Origin of the sequence: Paenibacillus gallinarum, assembly GCF_014836635.1 — a bacterium.
Taxonomy (GTDB): Bacteria; Bacillota; Bacilli; order Paenibacillales; family Paenibacillaceae; genus Paenibacillus; species Paenibacillus gallinarum.
Map to the genome: position 1 here is coordinate 102,377 of NZ_JACSQL010000014.1, position 19,084 is coordinate 121,460.

Annotated in this window: 19 protein-coding genes; 17 read left to right on the plus strand and 2 right to left on the minus strand. The window is 42.3% G+C overall.

What is annotated here, in order from left to right; genetic code table 11:
- The first annotated feature begins 97 nt into the window (after positions 1–97).
- The 5 genes from yyaC to H9647_RS21905 all read left to right on the plus strand — a co-directional run bounded on the left by yyaC (position 98) and on the right by H9647_RS21905 (position 5,219).
- A complete protein-coding gene (gene yyaC, locus H9647_RS21885) occupies positions 98–673 on the plus strand; it encodes a spore protease YyaC (RefSeq protein ID WP_225229487.1) in 576 nt (191 codons plus the stop codon).
- Between the two features lie 110 nt (positions 674–783).
- Complete coding sequence (locus H9647_RS21890) at positions 784–1,575, plus strand: alpha/beta fold hydrolase (RefSeq protein WP_191804039.1); 792 nt, start codon at positions 784–786, stop codon at positions 1,573–1,575.
- A 135-nt stretch (positions 1,576–1,710) separates the two neighbouring features.
- Positions 1,711–2,355 carry a DUF6483 family protein gene (locus tag H9647_RS21895; RefSeq protein WP_191804041.1) on the plus strand — a complete coding sequence of 215 codons (645 nt, stop codon included), beginning with the start codon at positions 1,711–1,713 and terminating at the stop codon, positions 2,353–2,355.
- A 103-nt stretch (positions 2,356–2,458) separates the two neighbouring features.
- Positions 2,459–3,625 carry a class I SAM-dependent methyltransferase gene (locus H9647_RS21900; RefSeq protein WP_191804043.1) on the plus strand — a complete coding sequence of 389 codons (1,167 nt, stop codon included), beginning with the start codon at positions 2,459–2,461 and terminating at the stop codon, positions 3,623–3,625.
- Between the two features lie 121 nt (positions 3,626–3,746).
- Complete coding sequence (locus H9647_RS21905; protein ID WP_191804045.1) at positions 3,747–5,219, plus strand: O-antigen ligase family protein; 1,473 nt, start codon at positions 3,747–3,749, stop codon at positions 5,217–5,219.
- Positions 5,220–5,230: 11 nt separating this feature from the next.
- On the opposite strand, the gene H9647_RS21910 is transcribed toward H9647_RS21905, so the two are convergent.
- Complete coding sequence (locus H9647_RS21910) at positions 5,231–5,569, minus strand: hypothetical protein (RefSeq protein WP_191804047.1); 339 nt, start codon at positions 5,567–5,569, stop codon at positions 5,231–5,233.
- 254 nt (positions 5,570–5,823) lie between these two features.
- On the opposite strand from H9647_RS21910, the gene H9647_RS21915 reads away from it, so the two are divergent.
- The 11 genes from H9647_RS21915 (at position 5,824) to H9647_RS21965 (ending at position 16,978) form a co-directional block, all read left to right on the plus strand.
- Positions 5,824–6,390, plus strand: a complete 567-nt coding sequence (locus H9647_RS21915) for a thioredoxin family protein (protein ID WP_191804049.1) — start codon at positions 5,824–5,826, stop codon at positions 6,388–6,390.
- A complete protein-coding gene (locus H9647_RS21920; RefSeq protein ID WP_191804050.1) occupies positions 6,391–7,026 on the plus strand; it encodes an MBL fold metallo-hydrolase in 636 nt (211 codons plus the stop codon).
- A gap of 255 nt (positions 7,027–7,281) precedes the next feature.
- Positions 7,282–7,668: an ATPase gene (locus H9647_RS21925; protein ID WP_160035831.1), complete on the plus strand. Its 387-nt coding sequence runs from the start codon at positions 7,282–7,284 to the stop codon at positions 7,666–7,668.
- 134 nt (positions 7,669–7,802) lie between these two features.
- On the plus strand, positions 7,803–8,090 hold the full coding sequence (gatC, locus tag H9647_RS21930; protein ID WP_191804052.1) for an Asp-tRNA(Asn)/Glu-tRNA(Gln) amidotransferase subunit GatC: 288 nt from the start codon (positions 7,803–7,805) through the stop codon (positions 8,088–8,090).
- 23 nt (positions 8,091–8,113) lie between these two features.
- The gene (gatA, locus tag H9647_RS21935) at positions 8,114–9,571 is read left to right on the plus strand and encodes an Asp-tRNA(Asn)/Glu-tRNA(Gln) amidotransferase subunit GatA (protein WP_191804054.1); all 1,458 of its coding nucleotides are present in this window, start codon (positions 8,114–8,116) and stop codon (positions 9,569–9,571) included.
- Between the two features lie 28 nt (positions 9,572–9,599).
- A complete protein-coding gene (gatB, locus tag H9647_RS21940) occupies positions 9,600–11,039 on the plus strand; it encodes an Asp-tRNA(Asn)/Glu-tRNA(Gln) amidotransferase subunit GatB (RefSeq protein WP_191804056.1) in 1,440 nt (479 codons plus the stop codon).
- Positions 11,040–11,113: 74 nt separating this feature from the next.
- A complete protein-coding gene (locus H9647_RS21945) occupies positions 11,114–11,596 on the plus strand; it encodes a GNAT family N-acetyltransferase (RefSeq protein ID WP_191804058.1) in 483 nt (160 codons plus the stop codon).
- Positions 11,597–11,630: 34 nt separating this feature from the next.
- Positions 11,631–12,344, plus strand: a complete 714-nt coding sequence (locus tag H9647_RS21950; protein WP_191804060.1) for an MgtC/SapB family protein — start codon at positions 11,631–11,633, stop codon at positions 12,342–12,344.
- A 233-nt stretch (positions 12,345–12,577) separates the two neighbouring features.
- A complete protein-coding gene (locus H9647_RS21955; RefSeq protein ID WP_191804062.1) occupies positions 12,578–14,497 on the plus strand; it encodes a DUF4097 family beta strand repeat-containing protein in 1,920 nt (639 codons plus the stop codon).
- Between the two features lie 214 nt (positions 14,498–14,711).
- Entirely contained in the window at positions 14,712–15,131 is a 420-nt protein-coding gene (gene perR / locus H9647_RS21960) for a peroxide-responsive transcriptional repressor PerR (protein WP_191804064.1), read from the plus strand.
- A gap of 116 nt (positions 15,132–15,247) precedes the next feature.
- Positions 15,248–16,978 carry a glycosyl hydrolase family 18 protein gene (locus tag H9647_RS21965; protein ID WP_191804066.1) on the plus strand — a complete coding sequence of 577 codons (1,731 nt, stop codon included), beginning with the start codon at positions 15,248–15,250 and terminating at the stop codon, positions 16,976–16,978.
- A 170-nt stretch (positions 16,979–17,148) separates the two neighbouring features.
- On the opposite strand, the gene H9647_RS21970 is transcribed toward H9647_RS21965, so the two are convergent.
- Positions 17,149–17,514, minus strand: coding sequence for a DUF2614 family zinc ribbon-containing protein (locus H9647_RS21970; RefSeq protein WP_191804068.1), 366 nt, complete (start codon positions 17,512–17,514; stop codon positions 17,149–17,151).
- Positions 17,515–17,647: 133 nt separating this feature from the next.
- Here H9647_RS21970 and H9647_RS21975 point away from each other — a divergent pair, with 133 nt between their 5' ends.
- Positions 17,648–18,526 carry a nucleotidyltransferase-like protein gene (locus H9647_RS21975; protein WP_191804069.1) on the plus strand — a complete coding sequence of 293 codons (879 nt, stop codon included), beginning with the start codon at positions 17,648–17,650 and terminating at the stop codon, positions 18,524–18,526.
- Positions 18,527–19,084: the final 558 nt, after the last annotated feature.

Genomic DNA, 19,084 nt, shown 5'->3' on the forward strand with positions numbered 1-19,084 from the left:
CGTCCATTCCTTTCGGTACAGTAAAGTTTGTTCGTATTGTATCATGTAAGGAGTAGGATAGAAAGAAAAAGAAGACACGAAAAGGAGATGACGGGTATTGTCTAAATTCACTTCTCTTACTTCTCGAAGCGGAATGTCAGTGAAGAACGCGATGACAGCGGATCAGCTTGTCTCTTTTTTTAAACAAATATATACCGAGCATAGGGAAGAAGAGATTACTTTCGTATGTATTGGAACAGATCGCTCTACTGGCGATGCACTTGGCCCGCTGACCGGAACTTATCTGTGTGATCATGGTTTTACAAGAGTGATAGGTACGCTTTCAAATCCTTGTGATGCAACGAACCTGGAGTCGTATCTTGCAGAAATTCCTCCTGATCAGATTATTATTGCCATAGATGCCTGTCTAGGAGATGCTGCTAATATAGGTAGATTTATAGGTAAGGGTACTGCTTTGTTCCCGGGACGGTCCGTAAAAGGACAACTGCCTCCTGTAGGGAATTATAGTATTGTCGGCATTGTAAATAGGAACGGTCCTAGGCCGTATTCCATCTTGCAAATGACCTCACTGTATCAAGTAATGAATATGGCTTCACAGATTGCACACGCTGCTAGAGCAGGTGTAGACCACACAAGAATGGGCCAAGTAAATGAATTAGCTATTGAGGTCTAGGAAATGATTATAGATAAGTAGAGCGTTTCAGCAGGTTATAAAAAGAGTAATAGAATAGATAAGTTTAATCAGGGTCTTTTAATACGGCTAACAGAAAGAAGGCGTAACTGATGGAGAAAATTGAACTTGGAAATCAGAACATTGCATATAAGGATCAAGGAGCAGGAGAGGCCATCTTACTGTTGCATGGTTTCTGCGGCAGTTCAGCTTATTTTGATGAACTATTCCCTGAACTCACAGCGAATTATCGCTGCATTGTTCCTGATCTGAGAGGACATGGTCAGTCAGATGCTCCAAATAGCAGTTACAGCATAGATCAAATGGCAGACGACGTAATAGGAATGTTGAATGCACTTGAAGTAGCCAAAGTAAGTGTATTTGGTCATTCACTTGGCGGGTACATCACTCTTTCTATTGCAGAACGTTATCCTGAACGGATTAAAGCATTTGGACTTGTTCATTCCACTGCTTATCCAGACAGCGAAGAGGCAAAAGAGAAAAGATTAACAGCCGTCTCTACCATTCAAACACAAGGAATTCAGAATTTTGTGGATTCTCTCGTACCGAGTTTGTTTGCAGAGGAAAACCGTGAACGGATGTCCACCGTCATCGATAAAATTCAGGAAATTGGATATCGTACTTCTCCGCTAGGAGCATCGAGCACAGCAATCGCAATGAGAGAACGCCCTGATCGGCGTCATGTTCTGGAGGAGTCCAACGTACCTCTACTGCTTATCGCTGGCGAATCGGATGGAGTCGTACCCCCGGATAGAACCTTTACTGCAGATGGTGCAGGAGTTACGCAAGCTTTAATTCGTGGTGCTGGGCATATGAGTATGGTAGAGGCACCGGAAGAGCTGGCACGAGTTATCTTAGAGTTTATGAATAAGCATGTAAATTAAAAATATAGATTAGCAAGCGGACAGGTGAATGAAAGAACCTGTCTGCTTTTTTTTGTGGTTTGGCTTTTTCGGATGAATGCAGGTAAAATCAATACGATACAGTACGGATACGCTGATTAAGGAGTGGAAGTCCATATGTTTAGAAGAGATTATCTCCTTCGTATGGTGGAGGAAATGACCAACATGATCGGCAAAGTGTTTGAACTCAAACAAAAGAAAAAACATATAGAAGCGTTATGGGAGCTCGATGAATGGCTAAAACGTCAATTTCGTTTAAATTCTCAGCTCCTGAATTCGTTACCTACCGAGGATATTATTGATCTATTCCGTCAAGGTGGTGGGGTAGAAGTAGATCAAGTTCAGCAGGTTGCCCGTATTCTAGAAGAAGAAGGCGAGATATATCAGGATCAAGGACACACAGACGTAAGCTTGATTCGGTATATGAAGGCTTTGCATTTATATCTATACTGTATGCTGAATGGAGCCAATCCGGATATTTTGCAAGCACCGGTACGAATTCAGCAGCTATATGTGAAAGTCAAAGGATATGAACTTCCTGACAAAACGGAAAGATTATCAGCATTATACCGTGAGGAAATAGGTCAATATGCGGAAGCTGAGAATAGTTGGTATCGTTTGGTGGACCGTGAAGAACAATACAAAGAAGAAGCTCGCGTGTTCTATCATCGCCTTTTAAAACTAGAGGATAAGAGGCTTGAACAAGGAGGGCTGCCTCGTCAAGAGGTAGAAGAAGGGCTTTATCATTTGCAAAGTAAGTAGTATGATTCAGTCTCTCCATGATAAAAATAAACTTACTGAACATAAGTGTCTAATATGTTATCGTTACTAAGATAAAGTTATATAGAAAGTGAGATGTACCATTTTGGATTCTTTACGAAAATTAATTACAAATATATTTGAAGAGCAGGCTTTGATCAATGCTACGCTTAGCCAGTTACGTAAACGAGAAGGCCAACTTTATTCAAAAGTACAGATTAAGCCGTTATTGCTAAAGAATAAATTGCACTATCAGTTTGCATATCATCAGAACAATAAGGTGATTCATGAAAACTTAGAACCAGAGCAGGCAGTTAAGGCTGTGACCGCTTTGTTCGAGGAAACATTTAGACAAGGTATGCTGTGTACACCAGAAGCAGACTATCAAATTTTGATCAGTAAAAAATACAAGGTCTCCATTCTAACTCGGTCCCCGTCCAAAAAGGAGATTGACCTTTCACATAATCGTAAAAAAAGATATGTACTTGAAGATGGCAAACCGATTCCTTTTCTCATTGAACTCGGTATCATGAGTGAGGAAGGAAAAGTACATGCTCGTAGATATGATAAATTCAAACAGATCAATCGCTTTTTAGAGATGGTTGAGGATATCCTGCCTAGTCTGCCAGAGGAGAGACCGATTACTATCGTTGATTTTGGATGTGGTAAATCGTATCTAACGTTTGCTCTTTATCATTATTTGGCGGTGAAGCAGAGACGGAAAATTAAGGTTGTTGGACTTGATCTGAAAGCAGATGTCATTGAACATTGTAGTCAGATCGCCAAGAATCTGGGATATCAGAATCTGAAGTTTTTGGTAGGAGATATTGCAGAGTATAATGAGCTTGAACAAGTAGATATGGTGGTTACGCTTCATGCCTGTGATACGGCAACCGATGCCGCACTGGATAAAGCAGTTCGCTGGGGAGCTTCGGTTATTTTGTCTGTACCTTGCTGTCAGCATGAATTGTTTGCGCAAATGGAAGCTTCGGTTATGAACCCATTATTGTCTCATGGCATTCTGAAAGAGCGTTTCGCTGCTCTTGCTACAGATTCCATTCGAGCTAAATTGCTTGATATGATGGGATATCGAACACAGCTGCTGGAGTTTATTGATATGGAGCACACACCAAAAAACATCCTAATCCGAGCGGTACGCGGACAAGCAGGCGACCGGGATACTCTGTGGAAAGAATACAAGGCTTACCGGGACTTCCTACATGTCGATCCTTACCTGGAACGAGCTTGTCGTGATTTGCTTCCTAACTCGTAAGTAGCATGGGAAAATTGAACAACAGTGTTAGATAAGAGGTCAACCCTTATATAGGGTTGACCTCTTTTTTTTAGGGAATAGTAGGTAGGAAGATAAAAAGGAAAAGAGGAATCGTTAAATCATGATGCATCAAAATATAGGAGAACAATCTGCGCAAAAAGAACGATGGCTGTATTCTATATTAGGTGGCCTTACTGGGTTTGTGCTCGTGATGGGGATCATGGAACGAGGTCTCTTTTATATTCAAGATGTATATAAATTTGGAGGGATGTTTTTTTGTGCGCTGTTTGCTCTGTATTTATATGTTTGGTTTCAGATAAGAAAAAAGAGTAGACTTTGGTATGATCCTTTCTACGGCCAAGGATTTTTTTTATATATGATTCCTCTACTTCTATCTGTTATTTATGCGCTCCAATTCATAGGGGGGAATCCGATTAGTCTAGAAGGTACTTTTCAAGATATGATTCGGTTTGGATTTATTAGTGTCTTTGCCGCAGTCTGTCTTCTGCTTGGGAGGAAACCACTCGGGAAAAGATGGCTTGCCGCAAGTATTCAGGTAGCAGGCTGGCTTCTTGTGATTAGCGGTTTGTCTGCTGTATGTGGTCTGTTTGTATTACCTTATACCATTCTGCGCACGGATGATCCGCTAATTAGCTTTGCGGGAGCAAGATTATCCGGGGTGCTTGAATATCCGAATGCCTATGCAGCGCTTGTTGGGATGTTTTTACTGGAGCGCCTCGCGGCAGCAACATCCGATTTTAGCTGCAGTGGAAAAGGTGCAAGAGAGCGAGTGATCCTCTCGTCTCTTGCTTTGTATCCAGCTGCAACCGCGCTTCTCCTCAGCGAGTCGCGCGGTGCTTGGCTGGCGGCGTGCGTATGCGCTGCCGCCATGCTCCTATTGCAGCAGCGCGGACAACGCCTGCTGCTGCTTTGTGCGGGTGCTGCGCCGCTCCTTGCGGCGGCTGTCACGCACCGAGCACTTGCCGGTGCGAGCCTTGCGCCGGCAACAATCCCCGGCCTGCTGTGGCTGGCCGGGGGGGAGATCGCAGCGCTCACAGGTGCGCTGCTGCTCCATGCACTGCTTGCGCGCGGCCGGAGGGTGGCCGCTGCCGCAGTAAGTACAGCGAGCCTTGCCAGCTGTGCCTGGCTCGTGATCCATACTGCATCCGCAAGAATGACCTCCGGAGAGACTTGGGTCTCCCGGGAGGTCATGTGGCAGGATGCAGCCAGATTTGCCCTGCACTCCCCTTGGCTGGGGCATGGCGGGGAGGCCTGGAAACATGCCGTGCATACGGTGCAATCAGCCCCGTATGCGGGGAATGAAATACATAGCGCCTATCTCGATATGTGGATCGATACGGGGTTGATAGGGCTGATGCTTATGGCAAGTCTCTTCCTCTATATAGGAAGACTTCTGTGGCGGTATGCCCCGGAACTTTTACCTGCCGGGTTGATTCTTATACTGCATGGCGGGATTGATTTTGATTTTAGTTATACGGTGTTTTGGATGATTCTCATTTTACTGGGTGCTCTGGCTTTACCTGTTCGGCTCCCCAGAAGGGATGAATTCAGAAAAGACTTGCCTTCATCCTAAATAAGCAGAAGTTATCCTCCGTAGGAATCTCGAAATGCAGCGGAAAGCTTGGCTTCTGGGATATCCCAAAGTACGGCAAGCTCAGGGAGTACATCTTTGTCCCACCAGTCACACTGAGCTTTTCGGTTATTATGATTTTCGTTCACCCAGATCAGGTTGCCGATCACTTTTCGGTAATATAGATTTTCTCCTTGTGTTACAAGGTCTGGTGCAATATAAACTTTGAGTCGCTTTATAGTCCGGTACAATTCTTTGTTGCAAGCCCTGCGGATTTTTCTTGCTGAAGGCAGCTTTGTCTTGGGTCCTTTAGCGTAGGGAGCGGTCTGTCCGGGACGGGCAGAGTGATTCATGCCATCGACCTCCTTTTTTGTACCATATGCGGACTGAGCTGTAGTGGACACCTGTCTTGGTAGAAGAAAATAAGAACTTCGTGATATGATGGAAAAGGAGAGCCTTTGATCTTCTTTACAGGGTATCCTCGTTTTTACATAAAGTAAGTAAGGATGATCATATCTTCCTTTTCTGTTTGTATTTTATCGATTTGGTTTATATGTAATCATCATATCAATTGATCACATTCTGAAACGGAAAGGAAGTGCTTCTCATGGCTCCAAATTTATCGCATAAATTCGGTAAAGGATTACCACCAGAAGAATTTGTTTCGAACATGACTCAGAACCAAGAGGCTTTTCAAGATTGGTATCAACGGTTTGAGTGGGCAAATGCCGAAGATCAAGCTTTCTTTGAAAGCTTAAATCATCGTGATGATTTGCGTGTTCTTATTTTGGCAGCTGATTGGTGCGGAGATGTCGTTCGTAATATTCCGGTCGTATTCCAAGCATTGGAGATTACAGGAATTCCTACAGAAGTACTGATTATGGAGAATCACCTTGAAATTATGGATCAATTCTTAACCTTGGGTGGACGTTCGATTCCGGTAGTTATCTTTACAGACTCCGGTGGTCACGTGCTTGGAACATGGGGACCTCGTCCTGCTCATGTGCAGGAAGCAATGGTTCAATTTAAGGCAGAGAATAAAGACCGTGAGGCGGCAGATTATCAGGATAATCTCACAGAAACACGCAAGGAAATTATAAAACGTTACGGGGAGGGTACGGAGTATCAGGCAGCGATTATACGTGAGCTGCGTGAACTGATTTCCGGTTTTTAGATGCTGAATATACGAACTTTTAACCTTGGACCACTGCAAACAAATGCATATTTGGTGCAAGGAGAAGATACCAATAAAGCTTTTATTATTGACCCGGGTATGAACCCTAAGTCGCTTGTCCGGGCGATTGAGAATCTTGAGATTGAAGCTATCGTGCTTACTCATGCTCATTTTGATCATATGGGCGGTGTAGAAGAAATCCGGAAGTGGAAAGGGTGCCCTGTCTATCTGCATGCAGCGGAAGCAGAATGGCTGGAATCTCCTAAATGGAATGGATCGCTTCGCTGGCCTGATGTGACGGAACCGCTGATGACAGGCCCGGCAGAATATGACCTCGCTGCCGGTCAGACTCTGAATTTAGTAGGACATACCTTTAAAGTATTCCACACTCCAGGACATTCACCAGGCAGTGTGAGTCTGCTTAGCGGTAAAGATCTTTTTGCCGGTGATGTATTATTCCGTTCGGGTGTAGGACGTACCGATCTTCCTGGAGGCAGTGAGCGTGAGTTGATTGACTCCATACAGAATACACTCTATACATTTGATGAGGATGTTGTGGTATATCCCGGACATGGCCCGAAAACAACCATCGGATTTGAGAAACAAAATAATCCATACGTTCGTGCTTCTCGCTAAAAATAGTAGAAAATCCGACATTTTTCGTCTAAAGGTATGGACAAATCTATTCTTAATGAGTAGAATGAACTTTATTAGAAACACCCAACTATGACAAGCACGCAGACTGAGGATTCGTCCCGGTTTGCGTTCTTTTTTTATTTAGCTCTCTTTATCTTATCTATCTTTTTATCTCGCATGGGGCGATTCTTTCCATAGACATCGTTACTTTTTTTTAGTAGACTAGACAGACAATAATGAATCAGGAGGTAGACGATGCTGAATTTAGGGGAAAAGATTATCATCGTCGCGGACGCCTTTGAGCAGAATCTTCCTGTAGGAGATTACGGTTATATTATTGCGTATGATCGGAATCCAGATAATGCTTTTGACTATGTGATTCGTGTTCCTCAGGTTAATCGCAACTTTTTTGTTCCATCAGGTGATATAGAACCCGAAGAACAAATCTTGAGACAGGAAGCAGAGCGTATAGAGAGGGATGCCCTTATTGATTACGCACTGGCTACACATAATGAGAAGTTGTTTCGTCAGTTACTGAATGGCGATGAACTGGAATTAGTGGAAGAGGAAGAAGAGGCCGCGAACGAACCAATGTCACAAGCGGATTTTATAAAGCAAGTTAATCTACGTGCATGGATTTAATTGTAAGGAGCCGGATATTTTTCCCGGCTCCTTTTGTTTCTTTATAACGATTTCATTTGATTCACTGCATGGACGTGTTAAAATGGACACAATATGAATAGATAGGGTTAATTTGAAGGAGGAACGAACCTAGTATGAGTATTACTAATCAGGATGTACAGCATGTAGCAAAGCTGGCACGTCTTAACCTAAGCGAAGAGGAAGAAACACAGCTAACGGAGCAATTGAACGCGATTTTGCAGTATGCTGAAAAGCTGAACGAGCTAGACACCGATGGGATCGAGCCGACTACACATGTACTGCATGTATCAAATGTAATGCGTGAAGATGAAGTGCGTGAAAGTCTGCCAATAGAGAAAGTTATGCTGAATGCGCCGGATGAAGAAGATGGTCAGATTAAAGTTCCGGCTATACTTGAATAGATACAATAGGGAGGTAAATACCGTTGAGTTTGCTTAATCTTACATTACCCGAAATACATAATAAGCTGCATGCCAAGGAGTTTTCAGTTTCCGAATTAGTGGCTGCATCTTATGCAAGAATCGGCAAAGTAGAAGAACAGGTTCGTGCTTATCTGACTTTAGATGAAGAAGGAGCACAAGCGGCTGCAAGACGTCTTGATGACAAGCTTGCGGCTGGAGAAGAGCGAGGCTTGCTATTTGGACTACCTGCAGGAATCAAAGATAATATTGTTACTGAAGGACTTCGGACGACATGTGCCAGTCAGTTTTTGAAAAATTTCGACCCTGTCTATGATGCAACAGTTGTGAAAAAGCTGAAAGCAGCCGATACGATTACACTCGGCAAATTAAATATGGATGAGTTTGCAATGGGGGGTTCCAACGAGAATTCCAGCTTCTATCCAGCACGTAACCCTTGGAATTTGGATCATGTACCTGGCGGCTCCAGTGGTGGATCAGCCGCAGCTGTGGCAGCGGGTGAAGCTTATTTCACACTAGGTTCCGACACAGGAGGATCGATCCGTCAGCCTGCATCTTACTGCGGCGTGGTTGGACTCAAACCTACCTATGGGCGTGTCTCTCGTTTTGGACTCGTTGCTTTTGCATCCTCTCTTGATCAGATTGGACCGCTCACCAAAAATGTGGAAGATTCCGCTTATGTACTCCAAGCGATTTCCGGTTATGATGCAATGGACTCTACTTCAGCTAATGTAGAAGTACCTGATTTCCTCAGTGCTTTGACCGGCGATGTGAAAGGGCTGCGAATTGCGGTACCAAAAGAATATATAGGAGAAGGTGTCGATGCATCGGTTAAAGAAACGGTCATGGCAGGCCTGAAAGTGCTTGAAAGCCTGGGCGCTACATGGGAAGAAGTTTCTCTTCCGCATACCGAATATGCAGTAGCAAGTTACTACTTGCTTGCTTCTTCTGAAGCTTCCTCTAACCTGGCAAGGTTTGATGGAGTACGTTATGGCGTTCGTGCTGAGAATCCGGACAATCTGCTGGATATGTATCACCGTTCCCGCAGTGAAGGTTTCGGGTCTGAGGTGAAGCGCCGTATTATGCTGGGTACCTATGCGCTTAGCTCAGGTTACTATGATGCATATTATTTGAAAGCTCAAAAAGTACGTACTTTGATCAAAAATGATTTTGATGAAGTATTTAAAAACTATGATGTAATTATCGGGCCTACTGCTCCGACAACTGCATTTAAACTTGGATCTCAAGTAGATAATCCGCTAACGATGTATCTGAATGATATTCTTACCATTCCTGTAAGTCTCGCCGGTGTTCCAGCGATCAGCGTCCCTTGTGGTTTTGCAGATGGATTGCCTGTTGGTATGCAGATTATCGGAAAGGCTTTTGATGAGTCAACCGTTCTGCGTGTAGCCCATGCTTTTGAGCAGCACACCGATTACCATAAACAGCGTCCACAGCTGTAATTCACAGAGGAAAGAGAGGAAATAGAATATGTCATCAAAGAAATATGAGACTGTCATCGGACTGGAAGTTCACGTTGAACTCCATACGAAATCCAAAATCTTCTGCGGCTGCTCTACGGAATTTGGAGCACCGCCTAATACACATACATGTCCGATTTGTTTAGGACACCCCGGCGTACTGCCGGTACTTAACCGTCAAGCAGTAGAATATGCCATGAAAGCAGCAATGGCTCTTAACTGTACCATTGCGGATGTAAGCAAATTTGATCGTAAGAACTATTTCTATCCAGATTCGCCGAAAGCATATCAGATTTCACAGTATGATCAGCCAATCGGGGAGAATGGTTGGATTGACATTGAAGTAGGCGGCAAAACGAAACGTATTGGTATCACTCGTTTGCATTTGGAAGAAGATGCGGGCAAGCTGACACACGTTGACGGTGGATATGCATCGCTTGCTGACTTCAACCGTGTAGGAACACCGCTTGTTGAGATTGTATCTGAACCTGAGATTTCGTCTCCAGAAGAAGCGCGTGCCTATCTTGAGAAGATTCGTGCTGTTATGCAGTATTGCGATGTATCCGATGTGAAGATGGAAGAAGGCTCGTTACGTTGTGACGCTAATATCAGTCTTCGTCCTTTTGGTGAGACCAAACTCGGAACGAAAGCAGAACTGAAAAACATGAACTCTTTCCGGGGAGTGCAGCGTGGATTAGAATACGAAGAGATTCGTCAAGCGGAGCTACTTGATGATGGGGAAGAGATTGTTCAAGAAACACGCCGCTGGGATGAAGCTGCTGGCAAAACGTTATCCATGCGGAGTAAAGAACAAGCTCATGATTATCGTTATTTCCCGGATCCGGATCTAGTTACCCTTCATATTAGTCAGGAATGGAAAGACCGCGTTCGCGCTTCGATTCCAGAACTTCCCGACGAGCGGAAGGCGAGATATACTTCGGAATATGGCCTTCCAACCTATGATGCGGAAGTCATTACTTCATCTGTGCATATTGCTAACCTTTTTGAAGACAGCATGAAATACACTTCGGATGCGAAAGCTGTTTCCAACTGGATTATGGGGGACTTGCTTGGCTACCTTAACAGTGAAGGGGTAGAGATCACTGCACTCCCGCTGACTGGACAAGGACTCGGAGAAATGATCGGCCTTATTGAGAAGGGGACAATCAGCAATAAAATCGCGAAGACTGTATTTAAAGAAATGCTGGAGAGTGGCAAACTTCCTGAGCAGATTGTAGAAGAGAAAGGGCTCGTACAGATCAGTGATGAAGGAGCCATTCTGACGATTGTTGAACAGGTTGTTGCAGCTAATCCGCAGTCAGTAGAGGATTACAAAGCAGGGAAGCAGAAAGCTATTGGTTTCTTGGTTGGACAAGTGATGAAGGAAAGTAAGGGTAAAGCAAACCCTGGACTTGCCAATAAACTGCTTGTTGAAGTTTTAAGCCGCTAGGTTGCGCTTGAATATACTGAGGGAAGCTCGTCGATGATGACGGGCTTCTTTTATGGTAGGAGGAACTAGCTTAGATGGAAGGCAAAATCATACCAGTCTCTTTACAGGATACAGATTTGGTCCTTGAGATTTGGAGACTTCAGCACTTGGCATATCGCCTGGAAGCACAGTGGATTGGCTTTAATGAAATTCCACCGCTTTTAGATACCGTAGAGACGATTCAGGGATGCGGTGAATCGTTTTTTGGTTATATAACAGATGATATGGAACTACTCGGGGCGATAGCTGTAGAGACAGAAGAGGAAGGAACCAAGACCATTTCTCGGATGATGGTTCATCCGCTTCATTTTCGTAAAGGAATAGCAGGACAGCTTATTGAACATGTGCTGAATCTAAATCGGGATGTACCCAGAATCATCGTTTCAACGGGACTTAAAAATATACCAGCTTCGAACTTGTATCAAAAATACGGTTTTAAACCGGTAGAAACGCAGGAGGTTGCTCCTGGAGTGGAATTAACGACTTTTCATTTGAATAGGATAAACGATCGTTCCTAATACTGGATGAGTTTAACGGAAGGGGTAAGATAACATGGGCGATCCATGGTTCATTGGATATTGGGATATCCTTTTAAGATTATTGACTGCAATGACACTCGGTGGATTAATTGGAATTGAGAGAGAGCGGTCCAACCATGCAGCTGGCTTTCGGACACATATTTTAGTTTGCTTAGGCTCTGCACTTATTATGTTATTGTCCGCATATGGTTTTGCTGATTTCGTGAATGAAGCGAATGTTCGTATGGACCCTGCTCGTTTAGCAGCCGCTGTAATAACAGGGGTTGGTTTTTTGGGTGCCGGGACCATTTTATTTACAGGAAAGTCCATTACAGGACTTACAACGGCAGCTTCTATCTGGGTAGTTGCGGGTATTGGACTTGCAGTAGGTGCTGGATTTTATTTCGCTGCCATTGTATCCACCGTATTGGTTCTTCTTAACCTATGGGTGTTTAATAAAGTGGAAAGGCGTTATCTGAAAGCGAATAAACCCCACATTATTACACTAAGTGCGGTGTCTACACCTGTATTGTTAGAGAAAATCTCTCATTTTATGGAGGAAGAGAAGATTGCCGTTCGTAAAATGACAGTAAGCGATCTGGATATTAGTTCATCAAACTATCGATCAGAGTTAGAAAGGCATGTCGAGGTTACTCTGCATGTGCTAGTTCCAACCAGTTTCAATACGGTGTCCCTTGTTACTAAGCTGCAAGAGTGGCATCAATTTCGCTCCATATCAGTGGAATAGAAGACTTGCTTGCATAACAAGGGTATTCTTTTGTATCTTATATAGATCATACAAGAACTGTTCAAACATACTGAACAGTTCTTTTTATATTTCTATTACTATTTTCTATTTATGAAGGTTAGACTTGATAAATCCCATTTGTTTTCCAGTTACACACAAAAGAGAATAGGGTAGTATCAAAAATAAAATGGACTTACTGTTCATAGTTTGTTCTTCAGGAGGTGGATATTCACATGCAGCCTTCCATGCAATCTGGCTCATCAAAACGTTTTACACGCAAAAAACATAAGTTTATTGCAGGTCTATTATCTGCTTTATTCCCGGGTCTGGGTCATTTATATCTTGGTGTATACCTTAAAGGTCTGACATTTATTTTTCTCTTATTTCTTGATTTATCAGCTCTTCTTTATTTCTCTACGATTGGTATACAAATTAATGTGCCGCTGCTCATATTGCTGGGTCTTCTTATTCCTGTTCTCTACTTCATAAATATTTATGAAGTTCTCCAGCTTGCAGATCAGATTGTAATGCGCAAGCGCAGGCCTCAGGAGCTGAGCGACGAAGATGACAGAACGTTAGCTGTAGTCCGTCCTAATATAAGGTTTTTAGCGTGGGAACGTGGCATATCTTTTGGAATACTCCTTATTTTTGGCGGTACCTTAATGGTGTTGTTCATTCAGAGACCGAGGTGGTTGCAACAATATATCGCCCTATATGGAACCACAGGTACAGCAGTTGTTTTGATTTTGATTGGCGGCATTCTTCTCGTTAGAGAAATTTTACTTTCGCTAAGCTTCTGGAAGAAACAAAAAAATAAAAGAATGGCTTTACCTTATAAGATTCGAATTGGCCGATATACAGCTACTTTATTTATTATGGTAACGGGTATTCTGCTTCTGCTTGATCAGATTTATCAGACCGAGTATATGTTTGAGCTTCTAAGATACTGGCCGTTTATTCTAGTTATATGGGGAATCGAATTTATTACTTCTTTTATCCTACATCAACAACTTCGACCTTCCAGTAAAAGAAAATATAAATGGCGATTTAAGCCGGATTTCAAAGGTATCATCTTTTCCGTTACACTTATCGCTTGTATTTTTGTCGTAACTCAGCAGGATCATTACACTCATCTATGGAACAGGGTGAGTTTGAATCTTTCCTCTGCTTCGATGGATTATAGTGAAGCTAAAGATAATCGCATTGTAAAAGACACCATTTCTGTTCCAGTAGAGATGAGTACTGCATCCGTTCTTATCGAGAATGTGAATGGAGATATTAGAGTAAACCGAGACGATGTGGATGAAATCCAGATTAACACCATTGTATGGGTAGATCAGGTAGAAGAAGTAGAAGCAGAAGCAGTAGCGGAAGCTTCAGAGATAAAGGTGAATGAAGGAAAGACGATTCACATTGCTACTTCTCCCCAAGGTTATGGGAGTGAATCAAAACGCCAGCCAAGACTTAATATGACGATTACGATCCCGGACGACCGTAGATTTGATCTGGAAGTTAGAACATCGAACGGCGCAATATACATGGATCGTCCGCAAGCGATTAACAACATAAATGTCGAGAGTGGTAACGGTAAAATTTATATTCATAGTGCAATCGGTGATATACGGGCTAAAACATTGAATGGAAATATATCGGTTGCAAATGTGACGGGAAGTGCTTCGTTAGATACGAATCGAGGAGATCTTAGAGCGGAAGATGTATCAAAAGAGATCCGTTTATCGACACAAGTGGGGCATATCCAGACTTCCGGTATTGCAGGGGATATTGAAGCAAAAACACGCAATGGAAATATTAATGTAATTGATCCTGTAAATAACCTCAATCTTGAAACATTGAATGGAGCCGTTAAGGTAACATCAAGTATGGTAGGTGGCAATTGGAATATATATAGTGCGGTGGGGGATATTAACTTATCATTACCTGAAGACGGCGACTATACTCTTGAAGGTTCCAGCACATATGGTAACTTAAATAGTGAACTGCCATTTACCGTTAAGAACAGAGAAATTCAAGGAACTGTTGGTGAAGGCGAGTATAAAATTACAATCGAGGGAAATAGTGATCTGATCATCAATCAGATCCAAATGACGGAGGATATTCCAGAGCAACAGACAACTCCGCGGGATGAACTTTAATACCTTAAGTAATTCACATTGAACTTATACTTAGGATAATCATCCTTTTTTGTCTAATATATCTCTCCTTTGCCTATATGCGTTGACAACTGTAAGAATAACAATTTACAATAAATATGAAGTCTGTCACTTAACTTGGAAAAATTTTGTCTAATAATTTAAATATTTAATCCCTAATAAGGGTGCGATGTAAGAAAGGTAAGGCGGTGGGCTTATGGCAACACGTGTCCAACATGCGTTAGAACAACTTAAAACGACTGGTGTCCGCATTACGCCTCAACGCCATGCGATTCTTAATTATTTAATGGAATCAATGGGACATCCAACTGCAGATGAAATTTATCGTGCGCTGGAGCCTCAATTTCCTAGTATGAGCGTGGCCACTGTATATAATAACTTAAAGATGTTTACACAAGCAGGTATGGTGAGAGAGCTGACTTATGGTGACAACTCCAGCCGATTTGATGCAAATATATCGGAACACTATCATATTATTTGCGAGAAGTGCGGAACAATTAAAGATTTCAGTTATCCTTCACTGCATGACGTAGAAGAGAAAGCTGCAGCCTGTACAGATTTTGAAGTGCATGGTCATCGTCTCGAACTTTACGGTGTATGTAAAAGTTGTAGGTAGACAGAAAACTGTTACAATTACGTGAGAATTCCTTTTTGGAATTTCTCGCGTTTTTTTTTTATTTCTTTTCAAACTTTGGTACGTTACTTTTGTTATATCAAATGGAGGATACTTACATGGTGAGAAGAAAAACACGAAAACGCTGGACAAGAGCCCCCTTTTGGAAAAAGGTGTTGGGCTTAGGTTGTATTACCGCACTTGCTTATATATTGATTACGACCTTTGTGATTCGTAGTGTGGACGAGATTACGGATTGGAGAGGATTCGAAAAACCGATCTTCGTTCAAGGAGAACTTATGAATTATGAAGCGAAAGGCTCTAATGAGAGTTTGAAGCTCCCTCTTTCCGTACTTCAAGAGAAAGTAGATCCTTCCATTCGTTATGAGGAGTCAGAGGGTGTAATCATTTTAACCTCCCCTGATAAGGTGCTTCAGCTAACAAAAGATGAAGAACAGGGAGAACTAAATGGAAAGCCTTATGTTTTACAAACCGTACCTGAAGAAACGAGTGGCGAACTTTACATACCTGTACAAGCATTGAAGGAAGTGTACGGAATCAGCGTTCATGAGAGCGCAGACACAGGAGCTGTTTTACTCATGAATCAAGGTGAAACTATAGAATATGCAGTAGCAGCAGGGATTGGCAAACAAAAAGAAACGGAAGAAAGCATCTCCCTTTATCAAAAACCTAGTAATCAGGCTGTTATTGTGAAAAGGATGAACCTTGGTGACCGGGTTAGAATATGGTCTTCGGATGGGGAATGGTTATTTGTGCAATTGGATAGCGGTTATTCGGGTTATGTTTTAGCTAGTGAAGTGAAGCAGATAGAGACGGTAACTGTACCGAAACTGGAAGTATCACCAACAGCGGCAGAACGAAGATGGAAAGATAAAGCGATTAATCTTACATGGGAGGCGGTTTACAATCGTGCAGCTGACCCAGATACTCTTTCTACTCTCAAAGGTGTGAATGTAGTTAGCCCTACGTGGTTTGAGATTTCAGATGATAAAGGTAATGTAGCAAGTAAGGCCGATCCTGCTTATGTAAAGAAAGCAAAATCATTAGGTATAGAAGTTTGGGGACTAATAAGTAACGCATTTGATGCCGACCTAACGGCCGCAGCGTTGTCCACTTATGAAAAACGAAATACCATCATTACACAAATGATTAAATATGCGAAAACTTATCAGCTGGGTGGCATTAATGTTGATTTCGAGAGTGTATATACAGAAGACGGCCCTAATGTTACTCAATTTATGAGAGAGCTTCGCCCTTATGCGAAGGAGAATGATTTAGTGCTCTCGATTGCGGTAACACCGAAATCAAATAGTGAACTATGGAGTAAATTTCTTGACCGAAGATCACTTGGACAGATTATTGATTACATGATGGTAATGACTTACGACGAGCATTGGGCAACAAGCCCAATAGCTGGGTCTGTATCATCTATACCGTGGGCTACCGCTGCGATGACTAAAATTATAGATGAGGATGAAGTACCAACGGGAAAACTCCTACTCGGAGTGCCGACCTATACAAGAGTGTGGACGGAGGAAACGGCCGAGGGGGAGACCAAAGTGAGCTCCAAAGCAATTGGAATGGATACTGCTCAGGAAATCATCTCGACGCAGAAATTGACCCCTCGGTACTTAGAAGATACAGGTCAGCATTATGTAGAGTTCGAGGAGCAAGGAGTCCTTAATAAGATTTGGCTTGAGGATAAGACATCGCTTAGAGCAAGAGTAGAACTAGCTGAGAGACTGGAGTTAGCAGGAATTGCTTCCTGGAGCAGAAGTTTTGCGAATGAAGGCGCCTGGGCTGTGCTAAATCGGATTCATATGAACTAATACGATCTTATATATATAGAAAAGCCGTGCTGCGGCTCCTTTTTTGAACTGCACTCCAGTTGTTAGACACAATCTAACAACTGGAGTGCAGTTCATCCTTGGAGAGTTAGCACGGCTTTTTTTGTGTATAAAGAAAGTAGCTATTATTTTTTTCTGTAAGATGATGATTGCTAGGATCTTGATTTTTGAACGTCAAGTTGGTCGGCTGTAATGTTTGCTTTAGCGGGGTCAAACGTCATGATTGTTTTGCAGAACATACAGCGGTCCGTCTTACCCAGCATTTTAGTGAGTTTACGGCAGTCGGGGCATTCGATCTGAACCGCACTGACAGACATCATACCGGCCCAAAAGTAGATCCCTAGACTTCCCATCATCGCAATCAGGCCAATAATAAGTCCAATACCTGCGGCGATCTTACCAGCAGAACCAAAAAAAACAATACCTGCTGTACCAAGTACCATAAGTCCCATACCCATCATGGTCAGCAGCAATCCCCAAGTTCGAAATGCTTCAATCTTAGCTGATTTAAAAATCATTATAAATGCTCCTAACGTAAGAGTAATTGTCTTCACTGTATAGCAGGAAACCTATGTTCTTATGTAGAAATATGTAGAACTATATTATAACTTAATTGGTAAAAAATCGCCATTTATTGTATGGAGGGAAAGCGTGGAATTAACTAATTTGTCTTTTCTATCCGAAGAGTCGGATAATCAGGGCGTCGTTGGAGCTATTGCATACCCTCATTCGGGAGAGCATTTTCATGGATCTCTTATGCAGGACTTTGAAGTGTATGTGTTGATTCTACACGAAGACAGCTCTTTGCATAATAAAATAAGACACTCCATTATAGGAGAGCTCCGCTATCAGATTGTTTATATGGATTGGGTTCAGCTCAATCGGTACTTGATAACAGGAGAAGATCGAAGTGTAACGGGGGCCTTTATGGATGGAGATATCTTGTGGGATCGAGACGAGAAGCTCCATTTACTAAGAGAATACGTGCTAGCCTTTGGCAGTAAAATGCGTAAGCAAAAAATGTTTTATGAGTTTTCTTGTTTTTTAAATACCTATGTTGAGGCAAAACGCTGGTTGGCAGATGGGCAGGTCATCGATGCATATCAATGCATATTGAAGTCACTCAAACACTGGGCAAGAATTGTGGTAATTGAGAGGGGGATTCCTCCAGAGCGAGCTGTATGGGCACAAATCAGAGATATGGACAGAGCTGTATATAAGTTATATGACGAGCTTATAGCGAGTGAAGAGACCTTGGAACAACGTGTGGAATTAACTTTACTAGCCTGTGAGTTTTCGGTTATGTCCAAAATGGAAAGCTGCTCAGAATTACTATTAGAAGTTCTTCGCAAAAGTAATCATCCTGCCAGTTTAGCTGAGTTAATGATACATCCTGATCTTTTGTATATACATGAGGAGCTCCCGCTCATGCTGCGTAAGTTAGTACATCGTTCCATTATTAAGGAAACGGGCAGTTGGATTCCTTCATTAACCGAAAGCGGCAGAGAGATTCGATACTTTGTGAATTGATTCGAGTTCGTATGTTAAAGATAGAGGAGATGAGGATTATGTTCTTCTCTTCTCTTTTTCGACGAATATAATTGTTGAGGCATGACATTATAAACAGGTATCGAACTCTTTTCACTAACAAATCTCCTTGTTAAGCGAACAATAGGGCTGTTGAAGAAGGAGAGATAAAAAAACTCAAAAAAAGTTAGTTATATAGCTTGACTCATTCCTTCCTAATATGATAAATTATAAATCGCCCGTTAAAAAGGCGACAAACTTTCAGGTTAAGTCATTACTAAATGATCTTTATCGGTAAGAAAGTTTGAAAGAAAGTTTCTAAAAAAAGTGCTTGACGAAATAAACGGCAATGTGTTATATTATAAAAGTCGCCGCTTGAAACAAGCGGGTGATGAAAATGAAGTTTCACATTGAAGATTGATCTTTGAAAACTGAACAACGAGGAGTTTTACGCAAGTGAAACTCGTGAGTGAATTAATACAATTTCAATTTGTTGGTCATAACAAATTGAATAGAGAACTTTAAGTTCTCGTCAGCATTTTCTAAATGAGCATATCGCTC

Bases quoted from the DNA above. Each gene is read 5' to 3' on its own strand.
- H9647_RS21890 (WP_191804039.1), top strand. From the start codon at position 784: ATGGAGAAAATTGAACTTGGAAATCAGAACATTGCATATAAGGATCAA.
- H9647_RS21895 (WP_191804041.1), top strand. From the start codon at position 1,711: ATGTTTAGAAGAGATTATCTCCTTCGTATGGTGGAGGAAATGACCAAC.
- H9647_RS21905 (WP_191804045.1), top strand. From the start codon at position 3,747: ATGATGCATCAAAATATAGGAGAACAATCTGCGCAAAAAGAACGATGG.
- H9647_RS21910 (WP_191804047.1), bottom strand. From the start codon at position 5,569: ATGAATCACTCTGCCCGTCCCGGACAGACCGCTCCCTACGCTAAAGGA.
- H9647_RS21915 (WP_191804049.1), top strand. From the start codon at position 5,824: ATGGCTCCAAATTTATCGCATAAATTCGGTAAAGGATTACCACCAGAA.
- H9647_RS21920 (WP_191804050.1), top strand. From the start codon at position 6,391: ATGCTGAATATACGAACTTTTAACCTTGGACCACTGCAAACAAATGCA.
- H9647_RS21925 (WP_160035831.1), top strand. From the start codon at position 7,282: ATGCTGAATTTAGGGGAAAAGATTATCATCGTCGCGGACGCCTTTGAG.
- gatC (WP_191804052.1), top strand. From the start codon at position 7,803: ATGAGTATTACTAATCAGGATGTACAGCATGTAGCAAAGCTGGCACGT.
- gatB (WP_191804056.1), top strand. From the start codon at position 9,600: ATGTCATCAAAGAAATATGAGACTGTCATCGGACTGGAAGTTCACGTT.
- H9647_RS21945 (WP_191804058.1), top strand. From the start codon at position 11,114: ATGGAAGGCAAAATCATACCAGTCTCTTTACAGGATACAGATTTGGTC.
- H9647_RS21950 (WP_191804060.1), top strand. From the start codon at position 11,631: ATGGGCGATCCATGGTTCATTGGATATTGGGATATCCTTTTAAGATTA.
- H9647_RS21955 (WP_191804062.1), top strand. From the start codon at position 12,578: ATGCAGCCTTCCATGCAATCTGGCTCATCAAAACGTTTTACACGCAAA.
- perR (WP_191804064.1), top strand. From the start codon at position 14,712: ATGGCAACACGTGTCCAACATGCGTTAGAACAACTTAAAACGACTGGT.
- H9647_RS21965 (WP_191804066.1), top strand. From the start codon at position 15,248: ATGGTGAGAAGAAAAACACGAAAACGCTGGACAAGAGCCCCCTTTTGG.
- H9647_RS21970 (WP_191804068.1), bottom strand. From the start codon at position 17,514: ATGATTTTTAAATCAGCTAAGATTGAAGCATTTCGAACTTGGGGATTG.